Source organism: Vibrio panuliri (assembly GCF_009938205.1).
GTDB lineage: Bacteria > Pseudomonadota > Gammaproteobacteria > Enterobacterales > Vibrionaceae > Vibrio > Vibrio panuliri.
Genome location: NZ_AP019655.1, coordinates 492,720 through 516,381, shown reverse-complemented (window position 1 = coordinate 516,381; position 23,662 = coordinate 492,720). Strand labels below are relative to the sequence as shown.

At 44.2% G+C, this 23,662-nt stretch carries 22 protein-coding genes; 4 read left to right on the top strand and 18 right to left on the bottom strand.

Going from position 1 to position 23,662, the window contains the following annotated elements; translation table 11 throughout:
- Nucleotides 1-116: 116 nt before the first annotated feature.
- The 5 genes from yjjG to GZK95_RS17055 form a co-directional block, all read right to left on the bottom strand.
- Complete coding sequence (yjjG, locus tag GZK95_RS17075; protein ID WP_075715807.1) at nucleotides 117-797, bottom strand: pyrimidine 5'-nucleotidase; 681 nt, start codon at nucleotides 795-797, stop codon at nucleotides 117-119.
- A 143-nt stretch (nucleotides 798-940) separates the two neighbouring features.
- Complete coding sequence (locus GZK95_RS17070; protein ID WP_225623948.1) at nucleotides 941-1,609, bottom strand: flagellar basal body-associated FliL family protein; 669 nt, start codon at nucleotides 1,607-1,609, stop codon at nucleotides 941-943.
- Nucleotides 1,610-1,704: 95 nt separating this feature from the next.
- The gene (locus tag GZK95_RS17065) at nucleotides 1,705-2,037 is read right to left on the bottom strand and encodes a 4a-hydroxytetrahydrobiopterin dehydratase (RefSeq protein ID WP_075715806.1); all 333 of its coding nucleotides are present in this window, start codon (nucleotides 2,035-2,037) and stop codon (nucleotides 1,705-1,707) included.
- Nucleotides 2,027-2,821: a phenylalanine 4-monooxygenase gene (gene phhA, locus GZK95_RS17060; RefSeq protein WP_075715805.1), complete on the bottom strand. Its 795-nt coding sequence runs from the start codon at nucleotides 2,819-2,821 to the stop codon at nucleotides 2,027-2,029. The genes GZK95_RS17065 and phhA overlap by 11 nt, the downstream gene beginning before the upstream one ends.
- Before the next feature lie 224 nt (nucleotides 2,822-3,045).
- The gene (locus GZK95_RS17055) at nucleotides 3,046-3,627 is read right to left on the bottom strand and encodes a class I SAM-dependent DNA methyltransferase (protein WP_075706157.1); all 582 of its coding nucleotides are present in this window, start codon (nucleotides 3,625-3,627) and stop codon (nucleotides 3,046-3,048) included.
- 244 nt (nucleotides 3,628-3,871) lie between these two features.
- On the opposite strand from GZK95_RS17055, the gene GZK95_RS17050 reads away from it, so the two are divergent.
- The 4 genes from GZK95_RS17050 (at nucleotide 3,872) to GZK95_RS17035 (ending at nucleotide 7,868) form a co-directional block, all read left to right on the top strand.
- Nucleotides 3,872-4,750, top strand: coding sequence for a LysR family transcriptional regulator (locus GZK95_RS17050; RefSeq protein ID WP_075706156.1), 879 nt, complete (start codon nucleotides 3,872-3,874; stop codon nucleotides 4,748-4,750).
- A 184-nt stretch (nucleotides 4,751-4,934) separates the two neighbouring features.
- Entirely contained in the window at nucleotides 4,935-5,828 is an 894-nt protein-coding gene (locus GZK95_RS17045) for a cation diffusion facilitator family transporter (protein ID WP_075715804.1), read from the top strand.
- A 140-nt stretch (nucleotides 5,829-5,968) separates the two neighbouring features.
- The gene (locus tag GZK95_RS17040; protein ID WP_075715803.1) at nucleotides 5,969-7,573 is read left to right on the top strand and encodes a response regulator; all 1,605 of its coding nucleotides are present in this window, start codon (nucleotides 5,969-5,971) and stop codon (nucleotides 7,571-7,573) included.
- A gap of 94 nt (nucleotides 7,574-7,667) precedes the next feature.
- Nucleotides 7,668-7,868: a hypothetical protein gene (locus GZK95_RS17035; RefSeq protein WP_075706153.1), complete on the top strand. Its 201-nt coding sequence runs from the start codon at nucleotides 7,668-7,670 to the stop codon at nucleotides 7,866-7,868.
- Nucleotides 7,869-7,925: 57 nt separating this feature from the next.
- Here GZK95_RS17035 and GZK95_RS17030 read toward each other — a convergent pair whose 3' ends face one another.
- The 13 genes from GZK95_RS17030 to GZK95_RS16970 form a co-directional block, all read right to left on the bottom strand.
- Nucleotides 7,926-9,206 (bottom strand): glycosyltransferase, encoded by a 1,281-nt coding sequence (locus GZK95_RS17030; protein ID WP_075715802.1) that lies wholly within the window; start codon nucleotides 9,204-9,206, stop codon nucleotides 7,926-7,928.
- Nucleotides 9,207-9,328: 122 nt separating this feature from the next.
- Entirely contained in the window at nucleotides 9,329-10,123 is a 795-nt protein-coding gene (locus GZK95_RS17025) for a family 16 glycosylhydrolase (protein ID WP_075715801.1), read from the bottom strand.
- A 131-nt stretch (nucleotides 10,124-10,254) separates the two neighbouring features.
- Entirely contained in the window at nucleotides 10,255-11,109 is an 855-nt protein-coding gene (locus tag GZK95_RS17020) for an SIS domain-containing protein (protein WP_075715800.1), read from the bottom strand.
- Between the two features lie 40 nt (nucleotides 11,110-11,149).
- Nucleotides 11,150-12,049 (bottom strand): allose kinase, encoded by a 900-nt coding sequence (gene alsK, locus GZK95_RS17015; RefSeq protein ID WP_075715799.1) that lies wholly within the window; start codon nucleotides 12,047-12,049, stop codon nucleotides 11,150-11,152.
- Nucleotides 12,049-12,738 carry a D-allulose 6-phosphate 3-epimerase gene (gene alsE / locus GZK95_RS17010; protein WP_075715798.1) on the bottom strand — a complete coding sequence of 230 codons (690 nt, stop codon included), beginning with the start codon at nucleotides 12,736-12,738 and terminating at the stop codon, nucleotides 12,049-12,051. Before alsE ends, alsK begins: the two co-directional genes overlap by 1 nt.
- Nucleotides 12,738-13,727 carry a D-allose ABC transporter permease gene (alsC, locus tag GZK95_RS17005; RefSeq protein ID WP_075715797.1) on the bottom strand — a complete coding sequence of 330 codons (990 nt, stop codon included), beginning with the start codon at nucleotides 13,725-13,727 and terminating at the stop codon, nucleotides 12,738-12,740. Before alsC ends, alsE begins: the two co-directional genes overlap by 1 nt.
- Nucleotides 13,709-15,229, bottom strand: coding sequence for a D-allose ABC transporter ATP-binding protein AlsA (alsA, locus tag GZK95_RS17000; RefSeq protein WP_075715796.1), 1,521 nt, complete (start codon nucleotides 15,227-15,229; stop codon nucleotides 13,709-13,711). Before alsA ends, alsC begins: the two co-directional genes overlap by 19 nt.
- A gap of 54 nt (nucleotides 15,230-15,283) precedes the next feature.
- Complete coding sequence (gene alsB, locus GZK95_RS16995; protein WP_075715795.1) at nucleotides 15,284-16,213, bottom strand: D-allose transporter substrate-binding protein; 930 nt, start codon at nucleotides 16,211-16,213, stop codon at nucleotides 15,284-15,286.
- Between the two features lie 484 nt (nucleotides 16,214-16,697).
- Nucleotides 16,698-17,651 (bottom strand): hypothetical protein, encoded by a 954-nt coding sequence (locus GZK95_RS16990; RefSeq protein WP_075716368.1) that lies wholly within the window; start codon nucleotides 17,649-17,651, stop codon nucleotides 16,698-16,700.
- Nucleotides 17,648-19,030 carry a DUF3131 domain-containing protein gene (locus GZK95_RS16985; RefSeq protein ID WP_075706149.1) on the bottom strand — a complete coding sequence of 461 codons (1,383 nt, stop codon included), beginning with the start codon at nucleotides 19,028-19,030 and terminating at the stop codon, nucleotides 17,648-17,650. Before GZK95_RS16985 ends, GZK95_RS16990 begins: the two co-directional genes overlap by 4 nt.
- Before the next feature lie 11 nt (nucleotides 19,031-19,041).
- A complete protein-coding gene (locus tag GZK95_RS16980; RefSeq protein ID WP_075716369.1) occupies nucleotides 19,042-20,442 on the bottom strand; it encodes a DUF3131 domain-containing protein in 1,401 nt (466 codons plus the stop codon).
- Between the two features lie 20 nt (nucleotides 20,443-20,462).
- On the bottom strand, nucleotides 20,463-21,782 hold the full coding sequence (locus GZK95_RS16975) for a DUF3131 domain-containing protein (protein WP_075716370.1): 1,320 nt from the start codon (nucleotides 21,780-21,782) through the stop codon (nucleotides 20,463-20,465).
- On the bottom strand, nucleotides 21,772-23,631 hold the full coding sequence (locus GZK95_RS16970; protein WP_075716371.1) for a glycosyltransferase family 2 protein: 1,860 nt from the start codon (nucleotides 23,629-23,631) through the stop codon (nucleotides 21,772-21,774). The genes GZK95_RS16975 and GZK95_RS16970 overlap by 11 nt, the downstream gene beginning before the upstream one ends.
- Between the last annotated feature and the right edge of the window lie 31 nt (nucleotides 23,632-23,662).

Below are 23,662 nucleotides of genomic sequence, written 5' to 3'. Positions count from 1 at the left end.
CTCGTCTATTTTGGTTATTTTATTTCACAAATAGTCGCAAAATTACGAATATCAGTGTGATAATGTTAAAAAAATAGGCGCATGTTGCGCCCATTTCTACCCTTATTATTTCATCGCTATGCTGTTGCGAGCAAAATTGCTTTTAGCTCAGATAAGCATTTAACGGTATAACTTGGCGTAATGTCCTGACAATGAGGTTGTTCTGCCGCATTTAGCCAACAGGTATCGATGCCGAAGTTTACCCCACCAAGCACATCAGAATGCAGATTGTCCCCAACCATTAGCACTTTGCTCTTGTCTGGCAATCCCATTTTTTCCATTGCATGGCTAAAAATACCCACATCCGGTTTCGCCACACCAACTTCTTCAGAGATGATAACGTGCTCAAACATATCGCTCAGCCCCATTTTGGCTAACCGTACATCTTGTAACTCGGTAAAACCGTTAGTGATAATCCCTAACTTCGCTTTGCCTTGTAACGCCTCCAACAGCTCGCGTGCTTGAGGGATCATGCTACAAATATCTGCCATGGCATCTAAGAAAGCACTGTTAAGCTCGGCGGTAGTAGTATTGAACTGTTGAGCGTAACCTTTAAAGCGCGTGTGTTTGATGTCTTCCGCGCTAATAGTGCCGTTTTGGTAGTCGACCCATAATGGCTTATTGACCTTTTGATACTGCTCAAAGTCTTCACGCGTGTATTCAACACCCATGCGTTGAAACATTAACTGCATACCTTTAAAGGCATCAAACTTAAACAGCGTTTCATCCGCGTCAAACAGAATCCAGTCGTACTTCATGGCTCTACCTACAGAAAAGAGAAGAAAAACAGCCTTTTGGCTTCAACGGGGACGCATTATAGCGCCAAAGACCAACAAAAAGCAAAAAAGGGGCATTACAATTTACATTGTAAACCCCTTTATATTCATCAGGTTAACCACTGTTATTTATAGAAGATCTTTCCTGTTTGAACATTTAGGTAGATCTTGTTCGCTTGCTTTATGCCACCACAGTAAACAAAGTACACGTCTTGGCTATATTTTATCGACTTTACCCAGCCTTTGAGCTCTTCAAAATCTGGGGGGAGGCAAATGCCCTCTTTGAGTAAGTCATCCGTCGTTTTGATAAGGATATCGAAATGTTGTTTAAAGTCATCAGACCCTTCGATATAGCTACTGATGGTTTTTATCCGTTCCGCTTGCGTAATGGTTGGTGGAACTTCAAGTAATGCACTCATCGGCACCCACTCTGCGACCTCCGGCTCCCCTTCTTGATAGACATAGTAAGGAGAGATACGCCCCCAACCATCTCGCTTTTCAAGCACATGAACCTTGTCACCACGATACAGAACAGAATCAATAAACGCGCTTTTATCAGGGTGCTCTCGCACGCCTAACTTCTCTGGGCTGACATAGTAATCGGTTTTCTCTACCACAGGTATTGGCACTGGCTTCGGTGTTTCTTCTTTAACGACTGGCTCAGGTTTGTCCACTTCTTGCTGCGCAAGCTTGGCAGCGGCATCTTGCTCGGGCTTGAGATAGAACATGTAATAGCCCCCACCCGCAAGCGCAATGCCAACCAGCAGTAAAACAACCATCAGTATTTTTTTCATGCGCTATTCCAAGATCATGCGTTGAGCCTTAATCCATTTTATCGGCAATAACGCGATTTCTTTAGCAAAAAATACGCACTTCCCAATCACCTAATTTAAGGTTCGATTAAGTCACATTTTGCTGCGCAGATAAAATCGTTCTTATGTAACCCCTTAATCGAGTGGCTCCACCAAGTCACCGTCACTTTTCCCCACTCAAGCAAAATAGCGGGATGATGAAACTCTTCTTCAGCAAGTTCCGCTACTTTATTCGCAAATGCCCAAGCAGATAAAAAGTTGTTAAACTTAAACTGCTTTTCCAACTGTGGAATGCCATCTCGCTCAATCACCTGCCAGTCTTGAACGCTCTCCAACATGGCTTGTTGTTCATCGTAGCTCATTGGGGTCGCATCTGGGGTACATGCTTCGCATCTTAACTCATTCAACATGGTTTGCTTCCTTTGCTGCAAATAGAGGTGGAAAGAGCCCAAGCTCTGTAGCTTGGTCTATATGTGAAATTAGATCGAGTTGGCTTAATTGGTAAAGTTGCGCAATCTCATCAAGAATAAAATAGATGGGCTGCATAATATCGATCCGATAAGGCGTTCGAAGCACTCGAGCGATATCGAACTGCGCTCGCAGTGCCTGCGGAGAGTCCAAAGCATATAATGTCTCCCCCGGAGAAGAGAGGATGCCACCACCGTAGATCTTCAACTGATCGTTTTCCTTCACCAAACCAAACTCAACACTAAACCAATAAAGGCGAGCTAGGTAACTGCGGCGTTGTGGGGATGCGGCGTAGCCTAACTGTCCATAGACGTGAGTGAAATGGGCAAACTCAGGGTTGGTCAGCATCGCGCAATGACCAAAGATCTCGTGAAAGAAATCTGGCTCTTGTAGGTAGTCAAACTCCTCCCGTGTTCTTAGGAAGGTCGCAACCGGAAAACATTTGTTGGCTAATAATTCAAAGAAGCGGTCAAAACTTATCAAAGCTGGAACGGGAACGACCTGCCAACCAGTCTCGCGCATCAGGATTTGGTTAATATCTAGCAGTTGGGGAACGCGATCTTGGGGTAAGTTGAGCAATTCTAATCCGCGTAGATACTCTTTACATGCCCGAGATTGAACAAGCTTTAGCTGTCGCTCGACAAGATCGTGCCATATTGCGTTCTCTTCATCACTCCACGCTACGAGACCATCCTTATCAACAGGGTTTGATACGTACTGCGTCATCACGCCCTCCTTACATGTTTTACTCAGCGATGTTTATCATTTAAGCGTATTGAACTCTGAGTAAACAGACAAAGAAAGCACGACGATTTGCGCTGATAGTTATGTAACAATTAATTTACATAATGGCAAATGGAGCCCGTAAATCCATGCCAAATCTCGCGCTCGATTACAAAGCAAAAAGGGAGCTAACGCTCCCTCGAATTAATGGATTACAGGCCTAATCACTATTTAACGGCAACCGCCATCATGACTTTAAACACACCTTGCTTGGTGGTAATTTCAAATGGTACCGTCGTCTCTACTTGCTTAAAACCGATCCCCAGTAGAACACGCTCTACGTAATCTGGGTCCATGGCCATCTCTTCTTCGGGTTCCACTGCTAGCCAATCCCAGTGAATAAAATGACCACCCTCTTCAAGCAGTGAATAAACGATATCGCAGGTATCAACGTAGTTAGTTAGAAAACCACAGACAGAAGAAGCAACAACCAAATCAAACTGGTTGCGAAATGCTGGATGAATTGCAACTAAGCCACGAGTCAAAGTATCAACCACAGCCTCAACGTTAGGCAGTGCTTTATTGTCGAGTTGCTCAATCATTGCTTCAGAATAATCTAATGCAACAATGTCTTTGGCTTCAGGTGACATCTTTTGGCTCAACAACCCGGTGCCACAACCAAAGTCGAGCACGTGCTTGCCTTTGATGTTAAAAGTTTTAATTAGCGAAGAATATGCTTCCTCTGCAAAGATAGATGTCGCTTCATCTGTATCCCAGTGTTCAGCATGTTCATCCCAATTGATAGCCATTGTGCTCTCCCTAAAACTGCTTAAAAAAGCATAAAATCTGAAATCTATACCGAAGTAGCCTCAAGGCGTACGCCTAACCGTTAAGCAAAAAGTTACTTGGGTATAGCCCTGCCATTATATGTCACCCATAGCTATGTGAAAACAGACATTTAAGATAAATTACATTAGTATATTACTGGCTAACATTAAACACGTGCCGTGTAACGGATAAACACTACTTCGGTGCTAACCACAGAAAAACCTTATGAACTTGTCGCAAATTGAAGCATTCTGCACTATCGCTGACACTGGCTCGGTTTCCGAGGCAGCTCGCCAACTTGATTGCAACCGTACCAAACTTAGCATGTCGATTAAAGCGCTCGAAAAAGAACTGTCGGTTGAACTTTTTAATCGTTCTGGAAACCAACTCACGCTATCTGAAGCGGGAAAAGCGATTTATCGGGATAGTCAAAACCTGCTTTTTACCGAAGCTCGCATTCGACAAACGTGTGCCCAGGTCTCGGGAGAATTTAGTGCTGAAGTATGGATAGCGCGCGATGACTCCTTGCCCGATGACTTGTGGCAAGATCTCTCACATCGTCTAAACAGCGACTTTCCCGCCACCTCATTTAATATTGTGCTCGCCTCATCCGGCGACCTTGCCAACCTGGTTGTCACAGGCCAAGTCGACTTTGCTTTTGGCGTCGATTATGAACGAACGGATGACCCACACGTCACCTATCAGCCATTAGGCAAAATCCGCATGATGTCGGTATGTGGAGCAGACAATCCATTAAGTAAAATGCGACGAGTCGCAGATAGTGATCTGCGCAATGCAATGCAAGCCGCGATGGTTTATCTCAACGAGAAAGACAACCCTGAGTTAAAGCCCCTTTCTCTGCGACATATTGGGTTTTCAAGTTTTGACTATATGCTGAATTCGATTCTGACTGAAAACGCGTGGGGAGTGCTTCCCGAGCCCTTAATTCGTCATCACTTACGCCAACAAGAGCTAGCGGTTATCAAACACACTTATGGTTTAACCCAAGAAGATTACTGCATGTTTACCCCTGCGGGCATGCAAGAGCACCCCGCGATGACATGGCTAGCGGAACAACTCAACGAGTATTTATTCGACTTTTAACAATTAGAGAGTACAACAATCAGTCAGCGTCATTTATATTGACAGCACTAAATATCTCTAACCAATTGTTTTTGGTGCATTATTTCTATTTTCACATTTTCCACTCAGGCACAAGCAAAGATCTCATTTGAAAAAACCGTTAGAACTCATAAAAATAGAGGCAGTTCTAAGGAGATTTTTAATCATGTGTGCCCAAACTAGTTTAAACGAAAAACGGATTCTTTCCTTCTCAGCCCTTTTAGCATCTGGGTTTGCTGTAGGTGGGCTCGTCGTTGGTGTTTGGATGGGCTCACTGGTTATTGTGTTTGACGGCGTCTACTCTCTTGTCAGCTTGCTGTTAACTTTATTGTCACTTGCAGCTTCACGTTACATCAGCCGCCCATCAAACGGTCAATTTCAATTTGGTAAAGCGGTGATTGAGCCTGTCGTTATCGCGATTAAAGGCAGTGTCATTTTAAGCATCGTACTTTACTCTTTGTACTCGGCAATCACTTCAATGTTTACTGGTGGCCGAGAAGTGGATACCTCAATCGCATCGCTGTTTGGGCTGGTGAATGTCATCGGCTGTGGTTATGGTTGGTGGTACATCCATGCCAAGTCAAAACGCTTTAGCTCAGGTCTTATTCAAGCAGAGAGCAAGCAGTGGCAAATGGATACCCTGCTTAGTGTCGCGGTCACTTTAGGTTTTGTTGCGGCATACGGTTTGACGTTAACACCCTACGCCCACTACAGCATTTATGCAGACCCAATGATGATGATTTTAATGTCGTTTTACTTTATTAAAGTACCCGCTGGCATGATTATTCAAGCCGCTCGCGAGTTACTAATGATGAAACCTGACCGACGAATCCATGACCGAGTTGATCACGAGGTCGCTCAGGTCAGTCAACAATTCGCACAGGATATCGAACTCAACGGTGTCGCAAAGGTAGGACAAGAACTTTGGGTCAATATCGATATTCACAGTGACTCGCAGCAACTCGATCTTGCTGAAGTTGAGAAAGCGCGACATTTGCTTAAGACAAAACTCGCGTCTCTCAAGCTCGATCTGCAGCTCACCATGAACGTTGCTATCTAGTTTGATAATGCTATAGAGTGAGGCCCGCAACTGCGGGCCTCAACTTTATGGTACTGATCGAAATGGCTTATATGAACGTAGTGGACTAATATGTAATATAACTGTCTCAAATTGCTACGCTTATATTGTCGAGGGCTCACTTGCGAAAAATCAACACGAGTTTCCTAACATCACTAAAAGTACTTATTGTCGATGACTCAAGTACTGCTCTGCTATTGATTAAGCAGCAGCTCGTTAGCTTAGGAGTGTTACATGAACATGTGGTTAGCGTTGAACGTTATCAAGATGCCATTAAAGCAATGGAAACACACCAGTTTGATGTGTTGATTTTAGACTACCATCTTGAACAGCATCTAACAGGGTTTGAACTAGCGATGCTTTTACATCGCAACCGACTCATTGGAGATTCGACAGGCGTACTGATTATTTCGGGCGATGCGCGCCAAGAAACGGTACTCACTGCCCTGTCTGGAAAAGTGCGTCACTTTATTACCAAACCCCTCAGCAATACGTCGTTGCTTGATAAACTGCATACCATTCATCGCGAAACACAGAAATTGGCGCAAATAACAGAAGCGCTCCAACGTCAGCAACCGCTTTCTGCGGCAACCATGTTTGAGCTTATTAATCGGTCTGGTTTTAGTATTAGTCTTGAAGCCTACCTACTCGAACATTTGATGACAGGCAACCAATGGTCGTTTCTTGATGCCTACATCACCATCTCGTCAACACCTTGCCATGCCTCTAAAGTTTGCGCGATTGCAAGAATACTTCATCGCGAAAACAATTCTCGTCAAGCGCTTGAAGAACTGCATAGCTTTATGAGTGAGAACCCTCTCTCTATCCGTGTCATGGATACCATTGCCGATATTTACGCCGACTGTGGGTTCATGGAAAAGGCCGCGGTGTGGGCAACAAAAGCGTTTGAACTGACACCAAGCATTGGTGAGAGAGCAACAAAAGCCAGTACTCTCAATACGCAAGCAAATAAAAAGGGCCAACTATTAAAAGTTGGTGCTACGTATGCCCAACACATGTCCCTTGCTGATACGAACTGGCTGAAAACAGTGATCGCGCACTTCCATTGTTTATACTCTATCTACACCCTTGCTGAGAGTACAAAAGCAAAGACCGAGCTTATGCGCCATGCGAATAAGTTTGTGCGGTTTGCCAGTCGCAAACTAACACCCAAACGGCTGCAACAACTACAAGCGGTGCTGTTACTTGCGCAGTGCCAAGTACTCATTTATGAAAATAATGACAAACTGGCTCACCAAAAGCTTCTGCAGTCTCTATCATACTTCTACGATGAGCTACATGAGACGCCACTTGTTCTTTTATCGGAGTTTCTGCCCGCACTGGAACTCTTTGGCGAGCATCAAATACATACCGCGATTACCGGCTTAATTGAAGATCGAGCAGGGGTGAAGCCTTCCAAAGCCGTGTCGATGTCGTTTCATCCAATTGATCAAGCGAGTGCAATTCCAGCGTCGCTTGCAACCGCTCGGCAGTTTGTTGAACGCTACCCTTGTTCTTCAGAAGCCAAGATTTACTTTTTGTATCACGCAGCCCAGCAGCCAAAGGAGACTTTAACAGCAGATATGGGCAAGTTGGTGGCAGAACTGTCTGTACTAACGTTACCACCAAACTGGCATAACTGGATTGTAACTGGTCGACAGCATGGTTTTTCAGTTGCACCACCAGTGGCATTTTCATTCATAACATCAAGGAAAAACAGTGTGTAGTGTTCGAACATTAACGTTAGTTATTGAAGGATGGTGAAAAACGCCATAGAAACAGACAACGATTTCTTTGCAATCGACTTCGGGGGAGGCGACCATGAGAAACCAACAGTTAGACGTAATTTACCAAATGATAGACTCGCTTTCGAATGAAGATAAGCAACAAGTGATTGGCTATCTCGGCGAGAGTGTTCAGCGAGAAGGCTTGCGAGAAGTGATCACTCAAGAAGAGCTTGATTTAATCTATTCAACACTTAAGCAAGACTATTCAACGTTTACGCAAGACCGAGCAAAGTAGTCTAAACGCCTGTATCGCCAGAGAAACCGCTAGCTCTGGCGGTACTGTTGTCATCGGCTATACCTGTTGAGCATGCATCGCTTTTGTGCTCATAATCCAGTTACGCATTGCTTTTGGTGACATCGTTTTCGGATTACCCAATTCTTTATCGGACGCGCTAGCCAGCTCAGGTGGTAGCTTATTAATCAGTAGTTCTAAGTCTTTGTGCGATTTAATTTCAGTGGAAAACACGTCCGCCATTTCCTCACTGTACGTCACTTCTCTCGCTTTGGCGGCCTTCACTAAGCCATCAAGTAAAACGTACCATGTTGTCATGGGCCCTTGTACAATTGAGGCCGACTCTGCTGCCGAGTCAATAAACGCAAATGGCGTTGTGGCAATCGGTTGGTTCAACTCCATCGCGGCAAAGATCCAGTCGGTATCGAATGAAAAGTCATAAACGGTCGGTTTCAATAAGATTTGCTCTAGTACTGCCCGTCCATACAACTTAAATGCCGCTTGCGTATCTTTAATCCCTCGTTCGAAAATCTGCGCACCAATCATACGCTGCATATGGCGTAAGGTTTTGATCCCCACACCCCAGCGCTCCTCTTGCTTAACCAAAATAGAGTCAGGATGCTTTCTATTGCCTAGTACGACTTGCTTGTTTTGCGTGACAAATGGCTCGAGCAAAAGACCAATCTGACCAAGATGCACAGAATTATCGGCATCGGTATAAATAACTGCATCTGCATTCGCCGCAAGCGCCCGTTCACAACCAAGTATGATTGCACCACCTTTACGCGAGTCATCAACATGGTCAAGGTATCTCAATGCCCCAACACTGGTTGGAATGGCTGTAGACAGCTGCAACACATGTACTTTATCGTTGATGTAACGAGGTTGCTGATGAGCAATACGTTTGGCGATATGCGCACTTTCGTGAGGGCAGCCATCGTCGACACAATAAAGTTGCCAACTCACATTGGAATCCGCAGTAATCCATTCCAGCTGCGCTATTTTGGTTCGCAACGAATCTTCCCCATTAGGATTCGATGAAGATTTCTCTTGTAAACGATTGTGTTCACCCCACATCGCAAATACAACGCCTACCTTGACGGGTTGCGCAATCGCAATCACTTTTCGGCGCGATTCAACGAGCTTTAACGCAAGCCTAAACTCCAATGGCGCGTCCTGTTGAATAGCCATCTGTTTAAGCTGCTCATCTGATATCGTGTCCAATGCCAAAATCTGCTCTGCGAGACGTAATAAACGAGACTGGTGTGCTTGATTGGTCAAATCGAAGCTGGTGCTAGAATGATTCAGCAAGTATGCCAGGCGCGAGGTCGGTGATTGCATGTTGATACCCTAGATTGACGTTGTTTTCTTCTCTTTTCTTTATCTAAGCGTAGTATGCAATTTGTTTTATACAAACAGCCTTTATTGAAAGATCATCCGTCGATTAATTTTCTCTTTGGAGTTCAGAGACATCGTGATTCTGGAGTAAATGAAAAATTTCTATATCGAGCACTGTAACGATTAGGGTTATCGATGTTAAAGCGCCCCGCCCAGTTTGCCACGCCATGATCCACCGCCCAAACATTTGCCATAACACGAAGTTTAGAGTGTTCCGCATTAGGTATTGGATCAAAACGATTATTGCGAACCTTCAAAACCGATTTGCCATCGACAAACCACTCTAGGAAATCTTTACCCCAATAAATACCGTAGCGGTGAAACTGCTGCGAAGCATCAAAATCCAAGAAAATCAGCGTTTCATGGGTATTGGCGTACTCATCGTCATCGGTCCAAAAGTTCAGTTGAACCATATTGGTATTTGAGCCTAAGAATTCAATATCGATTTCATTATGCTTGCCACTACCTCCAACGGGTTTGTCGTAAGGACCCGCAAACAAGAAAAACGACGTCACTACGCCAGGTGCTTTGATTGGTTTCATTTCAACTTCATAACAGCCGTAGGAGTAATAGTCGTGACTACGCAACTCTCCTGAGAAATACGTTCGTTGCCCTGCCTCATTTAACTTGCCATCGGGGGCTAACTCAATGGTCATGCCTTTAGAACCAAAACTGATGGCGTCAGACTCCCAACGGCTATAAAACGGATAGCCATTTTGCCAACCATCAGCCACCTGCCAACGGGCAGGGTCAAGATTGACCAACTGGTCTTTGAACGCCGTAGCATTCGAATCTAACGAGACAAACATAAACGTAATACAAGCCGTACAAACCGCGCGCAGCGGCGTATTGTTGAGCATAGGTCTATCGGTATTTTCGAGTGATACTTTAAGCCTAACGTAAAATCCTTACTTTGCACGTTTAGAACCATCGTCTCACAAGAAACGTCGAATACCCCATGCGTTTCGCTTTAACTTCAAGAGCAAAGCAATTATTTATGGAGTCGGCTCGTGGCTATGCCAGTTTTGTCTATCGCAATTTGTGTTTTATCTGGACAGAGATTGGCAACCGTGGCGAAGAGACAATCGACTAAAGCGATCTTAACCAACCTTGCCGTGCCATTTTTCCCCAAAATCGGTTCTGGTGATGCTGGCGCAAAAATAGCGCAATCAGCTAGAGAAGTAAGTTTGGAATTGTAGTTGTTGGTGATGGCTACAACCGCTGCCCCAGATTTTTTAGCTTCATTTACCGCATCAATAAGATCGATAGTTTGCCCCGAGTGCGAAATAACCAAGATCACATCATCCGATGACATCAGGCTAGCAGTCATGATCATCATATGATAATCCTTAGGTACATAAGTATGTATACCTATTCGTAGCAATTTGTGGTGAAAGTCTTCAGCGATTACGGATGTCCCCCCCACGGCAAACAGAGACATTTTTCTCGCATTGATCACCATACGAGCAGCCTTTTCTATTTTAGGCACATTTGAAAAAGACAAAACTTCTTGCAATGAATTCAATGAGTTATTCAACACCTTTTGAACAATCTGCGCGCAGTCATCATCCCTATTTAGTTTTTGATCTGGCAAATATTGCTTTTCATTTTCAACCATTAGCAGTTCAGCTTTGAGCTCTTTAAATCCGTCATAACCGAGCTTTTTAGCAAGCTTAACGATCAGAGATGTCGATACACCAAGTCGATCTGCAACGGCATTGATGGTGACTTCCTTACGCATTGTCCTTGGCGTCAGGAAAAATTCCGCAATGCGCTTTTCCGTGTTGGTCAGAGAAGGCATTGTCATTCTGATGCGAGGATAAACTTGATTGGTACTAAAATTCATGAGGTTCTCGATAACAATGGCCCCTTACGGAGCCATAAGTCTAACTGCGATTTAGTGCCTGCAATGCTGCGCCCGTTGCCCCGTTAAAAGAAGATGATGTCGCTTTCATCAGGGTGAGTTCTTCGCTAGGAAGCGGTTTACGTACATGCTCAAAGATGAGTTGTCTTAATTTGCCAAATGGAAAACCTTCCATATCCATCACTCCGCCACCAAGTAACACAATATCTGGGTCAAAAAGGTTTACCGAAGTCGCAATAGCCTTCGCAGTATGTTCGACAAATAAACCTGTGAAAGTAGCGTTACACTGTTGGCTAAAAAAGTCTTTAATTTCGTAGTCTGCATTTTGACTATCGTACTCTGCTTTTAGCACTACGCCAGAAACTAAACTTTCAAGACATCCACTGTTGCCACAACCACATCTCACGCCGTTACGACCATAAGGAATGTGCCCCAGTTCACCCGCAACACCATGCGCCCCAGTGTATACATCACCGTGAAACCAAATTGAAAACCCGAAGCCGGAGCCCAAGTAACAACCAAGAACAATTTTATCTTCGACGTGCAAATGATGGGTATCGTAGGCAATTTGCAAATTAACATCCCTTTCAAGCTCGACTTTACAATCAAACTCATGTTTTAGGGTTGGCACCAGACGATTAAAATCCGACTGTTCGACACAAAGGTTCGGAGTAGAAAGTACGCTCGTGCGGTCTTTGGAAATCGTTGCTGGTAATCCGATCAGCAGCCTCGCAACCTTCAGATTGTGTTCCTCAAGTTCATGCTTTACTACACTAATCAATCCATTAACCACATCATCAGCAACAATAGCGTCTGTCTTATATTTTTTGAGAACCTTTATATTCTTCTCTTTGTCAATTGCACAAAGACGAGTATGTGTCGCACCCATATCGATACCGATAAAAACTGAGGTTTGATTCATTATGCCACCTCTAGCGCTGCTACTTTGATGTCATCCATCATCATGCCCCACGCAACTGAAAGCTCAGGGTGGTTATTGAACAGACCAGACGTACCCACAATAAGTACATCTGCACCTGCTGCGAGCAAAGTAGAAAATGTTTTCTTATTACACGAACCATCGATTTCGATTTGAAACTCAAGTTGATGTTGCTCGCGGAACTCTCGAAATTGACGAATTTTATCAACAACCTCAGGAACAAAAGATTGACCAGCAAACCCCGGGTCAACGGTCATTAGCGTTACTTTATCTATATGCTTCAAGTAAATTTCAACGTCCTGTAATCGCGTTTCTGGATTGAGTACCACTCCCACTTGCATGCCTTTTTTACGGACATCTTCTATTAAACGAAATGCTTTTCCGTTGACGGTTTCCGCATGGAAACTAAACATAGCAGCTCCTGCTTCTGCAAGCATATCAACGTACTGTTCTGGATTAGTGACCATTAAATGGCAATCCATCGGTGCGGTACTAATTTTCTTTAACTGACTAACAAAGAAAGGCGAGAGCGTTAAGTTTGGTACGAAATGACCATCCATAATATCTACGTGGTAATACCCCACTTTGTCGTCAAAAAACTCAATTTGCTCAGCTAACTTAGTTAAGTCCATGCACATTAGCGAAGGGGCGATCAAAGGCATCTTATTCATTATTTTTTATCCTTACGAGCGAAGAATTGATCGAGTGCTACCGCGGTGATAATAAGACCGCCCATAACAACGAGTTGATAGTAAGTTTGAACTTGTAGGATGTTCAGACCATTATTGATGGTACCGATGATCAACCCACCTATAACGACACTGGTGATACGACCTTTCCCTCCAAAGAACGAGGTTCCACCAATAATTGCAGCGGCAATTGCGAAGGTTTCAAAGCCAGTACCTGCTAGTGGTTCAGCTGAACCAATACGAGCCGTTGTAACAATACCCGCGATACCGGCACAAATACCCGAAATGATGAACACAATCATGGTGTGCTTTTTCACATCAATACCTGAATAGTGTGCAGAATCAGCATTACCACCCAGCGCGTAGATGTTTCTTCCAAGGCGTGTTTTAGTTGTCAAAAACCACAAGATAGCCGCTACAGTAAGAGCGATAATGACTGGTGTCGGGATGCCGAATAATGTACCTGCGAAGATTTCGACAAAATCATAAGAGAAGCCATACACGGAATTAGCATCAGAGATGATGAGCGTCGCACCACGGAAAATCGTGTTAGTACCTAAAGTAATAATAAATGGGTGTAAACCTGTGTAATTGACCAATGCCCCGTTGATGGCCCCCAATGCTCCGCCGACGAACACACCACCAATAATTGCCGCGAGTACTGGGTCTAGCCCAGCTATCATTAGTTTGGCTGTCACCATCCCAGAAAACGCGAGAATCGAACCCACCGACAGGTCAATACCTGCAATCAAAATGGCAAAGAACACCCCCATACCAATCAATACGTTTACAGAAGATTGGGTAAAAATCTGTGTAATGTTGTTACCCGTTAAAAAGTACTCCGGAGAACTCAGACCGAAAATAATGATCATTAAAACTAAAATCGCAAACGTGCCATAGTTTTCCCACAACTTACCAAAGTTGACTTCTTTCTTCGGAAGATTTTGTTTCTCTAGTTTGGTAGCGCCCATTGCATTATTTCCTCTTCAGTAAGATTGTTATTATTGAGAACTTTTGAAATACGTCCCTCTTTTACTACTGCCACTGAATCAGACACAGATAATATTTCTGGGAGTTCGGATGAAACCATAATGACCACTTTGCCTTCGTCACATAATTTGCGCATAATCTTGTAGATCTCTGACTTCGCTCCAACATCAATTCCACGTGTGGGTTCATCAAAGATGATGATCTCAGGCTGAGATGCCATCCATTTGGAAATAATGACCTTCTGCTGATTACCTCCAGACAATTCAGTGATCTTTTGATGAATGGAATCGCATTTAATCGAAAGCAATAACTTAAAATCTTCAGCCATTAGGTTTTCAGCATCAACATCAATGACACCGGCCATTCCGCAATACCCACCATCTTTTAGCGAACGCGCAATAGCGATGTTTTGGCCGATGCTAAAATTATCGAAGAAGCCATTTTGTCTACGAGCCTCTGTGACATAAGCCATACCATTGTTAATTGCTTCTAATGGTGATTTGGGCGTAATGTCTTTGCCATTAAATATAATTTGACCTGACGCTGTAGCATCAACACCAAACAAGCAGTTCATAATTTCTGTTCGTCCCGCGCCAACCAAACCCGCGAAGCCCATAATCTGTCCTTTACGCACATCGAATGAAACGTCTTTTACCGTTTTTCTATCCCGAGAAGTCAGACTTTTTACTGAAAAGACAATATCGTTATTTTCCGTCGAAACGCTCTCGTCTCGGCTGCGACTATCGATTTCTCTTCCAACCATGAGACGGATAATTTCATCATTTGTCGTACCTTGTACTTTTCCGCTGCCCATAGAGCTACCGTCACGTATAACAGTGTAGCGGTCACAAATTTGATGAATCTCTTTAAGTTTGTGAGAGATATAGACCACTGCTGTGTTTTTCTCTCTTAACCGATTAACAACAGAAAACAGTTTTTCTACTTCTATCTCTGTCAATGATGACGTCGGTTCATCCATAATTAGGACACGAGCTTTTGTTGACAGCGCTTTCGCGATTTCGACCATTTGCTTATATGAAATGGAGAGGTCTTCAACTTTCGAATCTAGGTCGATTTTCATCCCGAGTTCACCCATTATCATTTCAGCTTCATCACGCATCGCCTGCCAATCAACTACCTCAATACCGAGTAGTTTTTTGGTTTTTAAGCGACCAATAAAGATATTTTCTAGAACAGATAACTCTTCAATCAAGCTCAGTTCTTGGTAAATGATACTGATACCCAAGGTGGCAGATTCTTGATGTGTGAAGTGGTGATAATCTTGGCCATCGATGGAAATCACACCTTTCGTAGGCTGATGAATACCTGAAAGCACTTTCATTAGTGTGGATTTTCCTGCACCGTTTTCTCCTAAAAGAGCGTGCACTTCCCCCTCATAAATACTCAGGTCTACATTATTCAACGCTTTGACTTTACCAAAGTGTTTGGCAATGCTTCGCATCTCAACAATTGGTTTTTCCATAGTAAATCCCTTGAAGGTTTAGCGGCAGCTTTGCTACCGCCACTTAGTCAGTATTCAGTCAATCAATACAGCGGGTACCATCGCGGTTTTAGGAGGAGTATCAATAGTAATTAAATCACCACCATCTACCGATTGAATTAATATTTTCATACCTTCAACGCCAATTTGAGCCGGGTCTTGGGCAACGGTCGCAGACATTTGGCCATCTTGAACCATTTTGCGTGCTTCCGGCGCACCGTCAGTACCAACCACTAAAATTGAGTCTGTCTTGCCTGCATTTCTAACAGCCTGAGCAACACCCATTGCCATGGTATCGTTAGCACAATAGAAAGCTTTTAGATCGGGGTTGCGTTGTAGAATGTTGGTTGCTACATCAAGTGCTTTCATACGATCCCAATCAGCAGGTTGTGAAGCAACTAGCTTGATATTCTTGGTCGCATCAAACGTTTTTTGGGCGCCAGAGCGACGAGCCTCACCGGAAGCGTTTCCTGCTTTACCTTCAACGATAGCAACTTTGCCACCCTCGGCACCAAGTTGCTCGATGATATAGGTCGCACCGGTTGCCCCCACAGCAACGTTGTCAGTGGTGACAAAACCTGCTACTTGAGCTCCTGATTTGTTCATCCCTTCAATGTCGACACGTTCATCTAAGTTAACTAGATGAATACCTTTTTTGTATGCCTTTACGGCGGGGAAAACGAGGTTGTTTGCACTAAGTGGAGCAAATGCAATACCTTTGTAATCACGATTTGTAACGTCTTCAAACAAACGCATCTGGCTCTGCATATCGCCTTCTGATGCAGCAGCATAAATATCAACGTCGATATTATTTTCTTGAGCGTACTTCTCGATCCCCTCTTTCATTTCCACCCAAAATGGATTATTTAGCGTTTTTAGTATCACTGCATAATCAGTTGCCAAAGCTGAGTTAGCAAATATACCCAACGCCAAAGCCAGAGAGCTGCTTTTAAGTATTTTTTTCATTTTTTCACTCCAAGATAAAGTTCACTTCCCATTAGTATTTCACTTTGTTTCACGAACTAATCCTAGATCTTAAGATTAACTAAAAACGATACAAATATCACAAATAAACACAGTCAAGTAAAATCAAGATCAACCAAAACTACATTAACTCTATATATTTCAATTAATTATGGCTATTTTTCATTTTAATAAATTGTTCAATAAGCGATCATAGTTCACAGTTAATGCGTTTTTTGTAAACATTAGACCTGTAAGATGGTATAACAGAAATTAGAGAAATATTTTTTCGCAGGAAGTTTTATGATTAGAGGGAATAAATCAAATAGCAGCGCAACATTGAAGCTAATAGCGCAAACCTATATTTAAAAACGATGTTTATATTGGCTAATGAAAATGACAAAAAACATGAGGCATTTATTTACAAAAAGGGTAAAGCCACATGATTTGAAATTCTATGGACGGTAAGTCAATTGAAATGGTGTAATTATTCAGGTGTAAAAGTTCGCCGTTGGGTTGCACTGACTCCTTGAGTACTACCGGCGTCTAAATTGGCGCGAAATTGACTGCTCTCCTCAACCTCTTCGGATGACGGTGAGCTTGCTTGCTGAGCGTCTCCTGTCTGCTCTCCAGCGTGGTCCTGCTCAACAATCGCTCTTGGCGGACTAAGCGGCGAAGTAATGACGACGGGTGACGACTCGATAACTACTGGCTGTGATGAGATATTTGCTGGGTTAGGAGAGACCGAGCGAGCACGAGGCAATTCCGTAGAGGCTTTAGGTTCAAAAGTCTGTCTATTGGTAAACCCAGAATCTAAGTTGAGTTGATTATTTGGCACGTACTGACGTAACTGCGCTCCCCTTTCTGGCAAAGGTTGGCTCTCTTGACCAGTCAACGCCTGCTGCGACTGCGTAACTTGAGTGGCTAAATCGGCTGATGGTTGGCGATAGTAAAAATAGTCTAAACGCTCTTGCCATACCTCAACTATGGAGAACAGCTCTAACCATGCATTATCAACGGCAACACCGCTATCACCAGGTGACATGCTGACCTGCAAACGACTATTCGATTGCTCATACTCCTGATGAAGCTGGGTTTGCAACGCTTGCCAACTGCTCCCTGACATCAAAAAGTAACGCACGCTATTAGCCCAGTACTCATAAGCCATTGGGTCTTGGTTTTTCTCTGCTGCTATCGCTGCTAACCCTTCGGCTAAACCAGCTACCTGCCACATCAACTTGGTGCCAAGTTTCCTTTCTAGCGTCAAAACTTGGGTGCTTTGAGCATGAAAGCTATCCGCTGCTTGAGCGTATCGCCCTTGACCGAGAATTAGCGTAGGCGCGACTAAGGCATCAATAGCTGGCTTTGGCAACACCGTTTGTGCGGCGCACGCTGCGACATAACCGATTAATCCCAGAATGATCAGTAGCACTCTTCTCATCGGAAAGTCTCCACTAAGCAGTGACCAGGGTGGCTAAAACGCGAGTTAAACTGTACGTCACGGTACTCTTTACTGTCGCCATTTTTGTATAGCTTACCCTGCTGTTTGTATAACAGCGCTTCCAGCACCCCAGCATTTGTCTTTAAGCTTAAGCTTTTTTCATAAGCACTGGTCATCTCGTAACGCCCTTCGTACCAACCTCGTTGCGGATCATAGAGCTCTTTGACCAATATCATCAAACGGTCGGTATAGTCCGTTTTCCATAGCGCCCACATTTGAAATGCAACACGAGTTGAAACTAACGCTAGATGGTCATGCGACGAACCATCTTCTGCCAGCGTTATCCATGGGGTACCCAGCCCATAAATCGCATCGTAAACAAAATAAGGCTCGCCAGAGACAACATGCTCACCACGAGCGGTGTAAATACGCTCGTTTTCCCAGCGCAGTTCCTGAACTTGATATATCGCATCAGCCATCGCAGACAAGGTATCATTGCTATGGCTGGCGTCACTTGAGCCTGTGTCACCAATATCATCCCAGTTAAACTCGAGCCCTAACCAGAGATAAGGCGTGGTATAAACCGGTCTTAGCACATTGAAAATACGCGGGTCTCGCCCATCAAAAATAAGATCAACCCCATAAATAGTCGCGACATCATAAGGTTCGATATTAAAGGCTTTTTCCGGCACGATATGCCAGTCGAGATAGCCGTAAGATGTATATTCTTCAATGCCAAGGCGCCCTTCTTTGTAACGATGCACTTGCCCATCATGTACCACCGCGCCATATAGTTCACCATCTTCACTAACCAACTCACAAAAGTTCCAACGCAACACCGCTTTATCAATGTATTCCGTAAACTCAGGTGAGTGACGCTTAACGATAGCCAAGACAATCAAAAGCCGTCCCATATCTAGAGAAGACCAACCAATGTCTTGAGGTTGATTGCCATAGTTAACCATCTGGCCATGTTGAGTACTGTATACCTTATTTGGAACTTGGCCCTGACTCAGCGGCATCTTGTTCAGAAAGCTCAACACTAAAGAGAGTCGCTCGTCATACTCTTTATTGGTTATAAACTCGAACTCTTTCGCTGCCAGTAACGCAACCAGATAATCGGCAATACCAGACATATTGGTGGTCGGATAGTTATCTAAGCTATTGACTAAGCCTGTAGATAGTTGAGTGTTGTTGCTAACGTATTTCCATGCCGTCGCAGCCCAAGCTAGCTCTTGCTCGGTCAACTCACCATGCCGCCCTTGACGTAACATTTGCGATTGGTTTATCGCCTCAATGCCATGATTTACGCCTTGATATACCACCCCACAGGCGGTCAACAGGTAGATGCTTGCTAAAACAACCCAATTCTTTAGCATTGGCAATCTCACTATTCTACGGGTTCGATTTTTTTACGTGGTAAGCACTGCCCTTCATAACCAAATGGCGATTCAAGCGCCTTTTCCCATACACTTGGAGCGGGGTTATCTTGATATGTCAGTAATTTACCTTGTTTTTTGTACAGAAGAATCTCCAGTGTGATGCCGTTATTATTGGAGGTAAAAGTATTGATTAGACCCGTTCCGTTCTCAAAAATGCCTTCATAGAACCCTTTGTCTCTATCGTAGGCGGTAGAGACATGGTCAAACAGCAAATCGGTATATTCAGTGTCCCACAAAACCCACATCCCCATAGCACCTTTGATCGCTACTGCCGAATATTGAGGTAAGAAGTCCCCTACTTCAGAGATGGTGTTCCACGCAAATCCGTCGGTATAAATCGTGTCGTAAACAAAGTAAGGGGCACCAGCGAGTTGGTGCTCAGTACGTGCGGTAATAATGCCTGTCTGTTTGTATCTTTCTTCTTGAACACGATAGATCTGCAAGGCGAACTCAGCCATCCAGTCATGGGAATAGTGATCGTCATGAGCAGAACGGTCTGACACCACATCCCACCCAAGTTCAATCCCATCGAGTACATAACTTTCCGTTACAACGTAACTATGCGCTTTTAATTTGCGTGGGTCGCGGGTGTCATATGGCACATCATAACCGAACAGGTTAATGGTTGAATAAGGCTCAGGCATAATCGCTTGGGTGACGTTAAAACCCCACAGCTCAAACCCCTTCGCTGCGTACTCTTCATAACCTAGCCGACCTTCCTGCAAATACTGAACTTCTTTGCCCGGCTCAAGCAATGCGCCAAACATGGTGCCGTTCTCATCAATCAGATTACAGAAATTCCAGCGCAATACCGCAGAATCAATGCTCGGTCCAAACTCAGGGAAGCGGTTTTTGACTATGTGTAGCCAAATCATCAAACGCCCTAAGTCAAGAGCTGAGTAGCCAATCTCACCAGGTTGGTTACCATAGTCCACCTTCGCCGCCGTTTGGGTATTGTAGGCTTTATTGGGTAACTCACCACGGAATAGATCGAGCTTGTTTAACGTGGCAAGAAAACGGGTTAGACGTGAGTCCAGTTCCTCTTTTTCGATAATGCCAAGCTCATACGCACTCACCATACCCGCTAGGTAAGAAGCGGCATCCCACCACGTCACTGATGGATAATTGTTTACCGCGTTCACCAACCCAGTCGATTCTTGGTAGTTATTCTCAAAATACTTCCACGCAATTCGAGCCATATCCATTTCTTGCTCAGTCAGTTCCCCTGAGCGAGGTTTGGGTGTGTTCCAATGAGATTTTCTATCAACAATATCGTCTGAAAACTGATTGTACTTGTTACCACAACCAAACAGAGCAAGCGTAATTAAACCTAAACAAATGCCGCGCATACAACTATCCTTAGTTATTATTATTTCTCACCGATTGTCAGTAATGGACCATTTTCAATATAAGCTAATGACTCCAGCACAATGCCATTGGTATTGGCCGTGATGGCTTTATTCGTTCGACCATCGAGTTCGTAGCGTCCCGAATACCAGCCTTTCTTATTTGAGTACAGCTCACCTGCCTCTTGAATTAACAAGTCGGTATACTCCTCTTCGTACAATGCGTACCAGCCAAATGCAGCCTTGGTCGAAAGGGTTTTCAAATGAGCTTGATCTTTACCGTCATCTGAAATCGCGTTCCACGTTTTACCGTTGGAAAACACCGTGTTGTAGACAAAGTAAGGTGACTCATCAACGTTATCTTCACTCACCGCAGTCAAAATGCCAGTTTCGTTATAACGACGCTGTTGAGCTTGATAAACGCGGTGGGCGAAAATTTTCGATACACTATCGGCACCAAATTCAATACCATCCAGAATATAGGACTCACTCACCACGTAGTTGTGGGCATGAAACTCCGCAGGATCCCGTTTATCGGTAGGGATTTGTATTCCATAAACATCAACCATTTCTAGGAAATCAATGTATTTCATTGAGTTAAATACATCTCGCCCCATCAGAGCCAATGACTTAGAGGCATACTCTTCATAACCAATACGCCCTTCTTGAACCAGTTCCATCTGATTATTATTAGCACTTGGTCTGGCACCAAACATATAGCCATCAATCAGCATTTCACTGACTCGCCAATGCACAAGTACGTTGTTTACTTGCTGATTAAATTGCGGATACTGCCAAATCAATACGTTCATTGGCACCAAGATACGACCAATATCGATCGCCGACCAACCGATACCATTTTCTTTGGGGTTGTTCTCATAATCCACCATTTGCAGCGTTTGGGTATTGTAAGCTTTGTTTGGCAACTTACCGTTGACCAAAGGTAGACGTGCCAAGGTCGTTAGCGCCTTTTCCATGCGCATATTGAATACGTCACTTGATATCACATTCAGTTTTTCAGCAGCAATCAAGCCCATTAGATAGGAAGCGGTATCCCACATAGTGGTTGAAGGATATCCATCAACCGAGTTCACCAAGCCAGTGTTTTCTTGGTAGTTGTTTTCAAAGTATTGCCACGCAATGTTCGCCCACTCATACTCTTGCGCCGTCAGAACGCGACTTTGCTTGAAAGGGATTTCTTCTGGGGCTTCAAAGCTGATATTGCCAAGCACTTGTCCACTTTCACGGGTTTCAATAGCGAAGGCAATCACCAGCGCGGTCGCTAAGCCTAAAATAAACACGATGTGGTGACGCGCATTAACTAATGCTTGCTTAAACTCCATATTTTAACTCCTCTGCATCCGTTGCCGCTTGTGCATCTTCATCGGTCGAAGGTGGCGTCCAGAAAGCCGCAGCCATCATGCCCCACATCGCCATCATGTTATTGATAATCCAAAATGTGTTAAGAACCAGTCCGCCAAATGAATAGTTACCCCAAGAACCAAAACTGTACCCTACCCATGCGAAAATAAGCGCAAATAGGCTAATAAAAAAGACCATTGCCTGCGGGATAACCAGTTTGAAAAAGTTACCGGTTTGACGTTCTTTTGGGGTAGTTGGGAAGCTGATCTTGCGCCCGCGCAACACCGTCCATAATGCTCGTAAGTTGACCGGGAAAAATGACAAGAAATTCGTTTTGCCCTTATAACCCGCAACGCCCCAAGTTCCTATCATCATCGCCAGCTCGGCGGTGAGCACATAAGGTAAAAAGTGCATGTAAAAAGTGACGTCATAAGCACTGACCGGCGCGATAGAGGTGAGAAAGTAGACAATCGGACAAGCAAGGAAAATGATGTTCCAGATCGCCGATAAGTTAGACCAAAAACTCGCGCCATACATCAGCTTCTGCTTTAAATTAAGCCCTTTACGAAAGATGGGATTGTCGTTCATAAAGATATCTATCGACCCACCGGAATACTTAAAGCGCTGTACGGTCCATGTTTGCAGATCTTGTGGAGAAAGCATTTTACTCTCAACTCGAGGATGCAACACCGAACGCCAGCCTCGCTCTTGGTCAGCATGCAGCACAATCGATGTATAAAGGTCTTCAGAAACGTGAAACTTATAAGGCGTGAACTCGGTATCAAACAAGATTTCATTGCGTAAGTTGTCTGAGACATCTTTATCAACTTGCTTTTCTTTGGTTAAACGACGGATTTGTCGCTCAACTTCATCTTGTTCTTTGGTAATTTGCTCAGCATAAGCACGCAACGCGGCCTCCATCACCGCTTCTCGGCGGTGAATTGAACCCGCTCCGCAACAAAACGACGCATTAGCCCAGTTGCGGCGACGTTGAATCACGTCATAAAACATCTGCGGGTCATTTACAAAAGGGTCTTGCCCTAGTGTGACTGGGCCGTAAAACTTTTCAAATCCTGCTCCAAGCGATGCAGCCCAAGCACCAACTTTACGTTGTAAAAAGGCTGGTAAACGCTCCCCTTCAGGCAAATCGAAAAACCACTGTGGCGTCTGCACCCAAGCTACTTTTGGATCTCGGAAATAACCTAACGTGTTCTCTAGGATAGTAGGAAATGGGCGGGTATCGGCGTCACAAATAACCACGAAATCACCCGATGTTCTTTCCATCGCATTGCGCAAGTTTCCAGCTTTGAAGCCAATATTGCCGTCTCTAGTAATATAACCAACGTTCATTTCTTCGGCCATCACCTTCATTTCAGGGCGATTGCCATCATCAAGAATGTAGATTTTTATCTCAATATCATGTGGGTAACGAATTCGTTGTGCATCGAGTATGCTGAGTTTCACTAACTCAGGCTCTTCGTCATAGCTTGGGAAAAACACATCGACACTGATTGGTCTGTCTTCATCTGTGTCGCTCACGCACTCAGCAATTTTAAATGGTGCTTCACGCCGCGGTTCATCCTTCACTTTCCATAGGTTGTAGGTAAACAGCATTGAACCAATAAAAGCACATGACTCCGCAAACGCGAGCGGAAGAGAGAACCACAATGCGTCGTAGTTAAGTGCATAAGACCAACGCCACCATAAATACCAAATGCCAAGCGTCAAATTACAGGTAGCAAGATACTGATACAGTAACTCTCGCGGAATACTATGTGGTACTGGCTCTGGCGGAACACGATGCTCGAAAGCCTTAAAATAGTGATCCATCCTTGTTCTCCCTATTCTTATTGTCTTTATC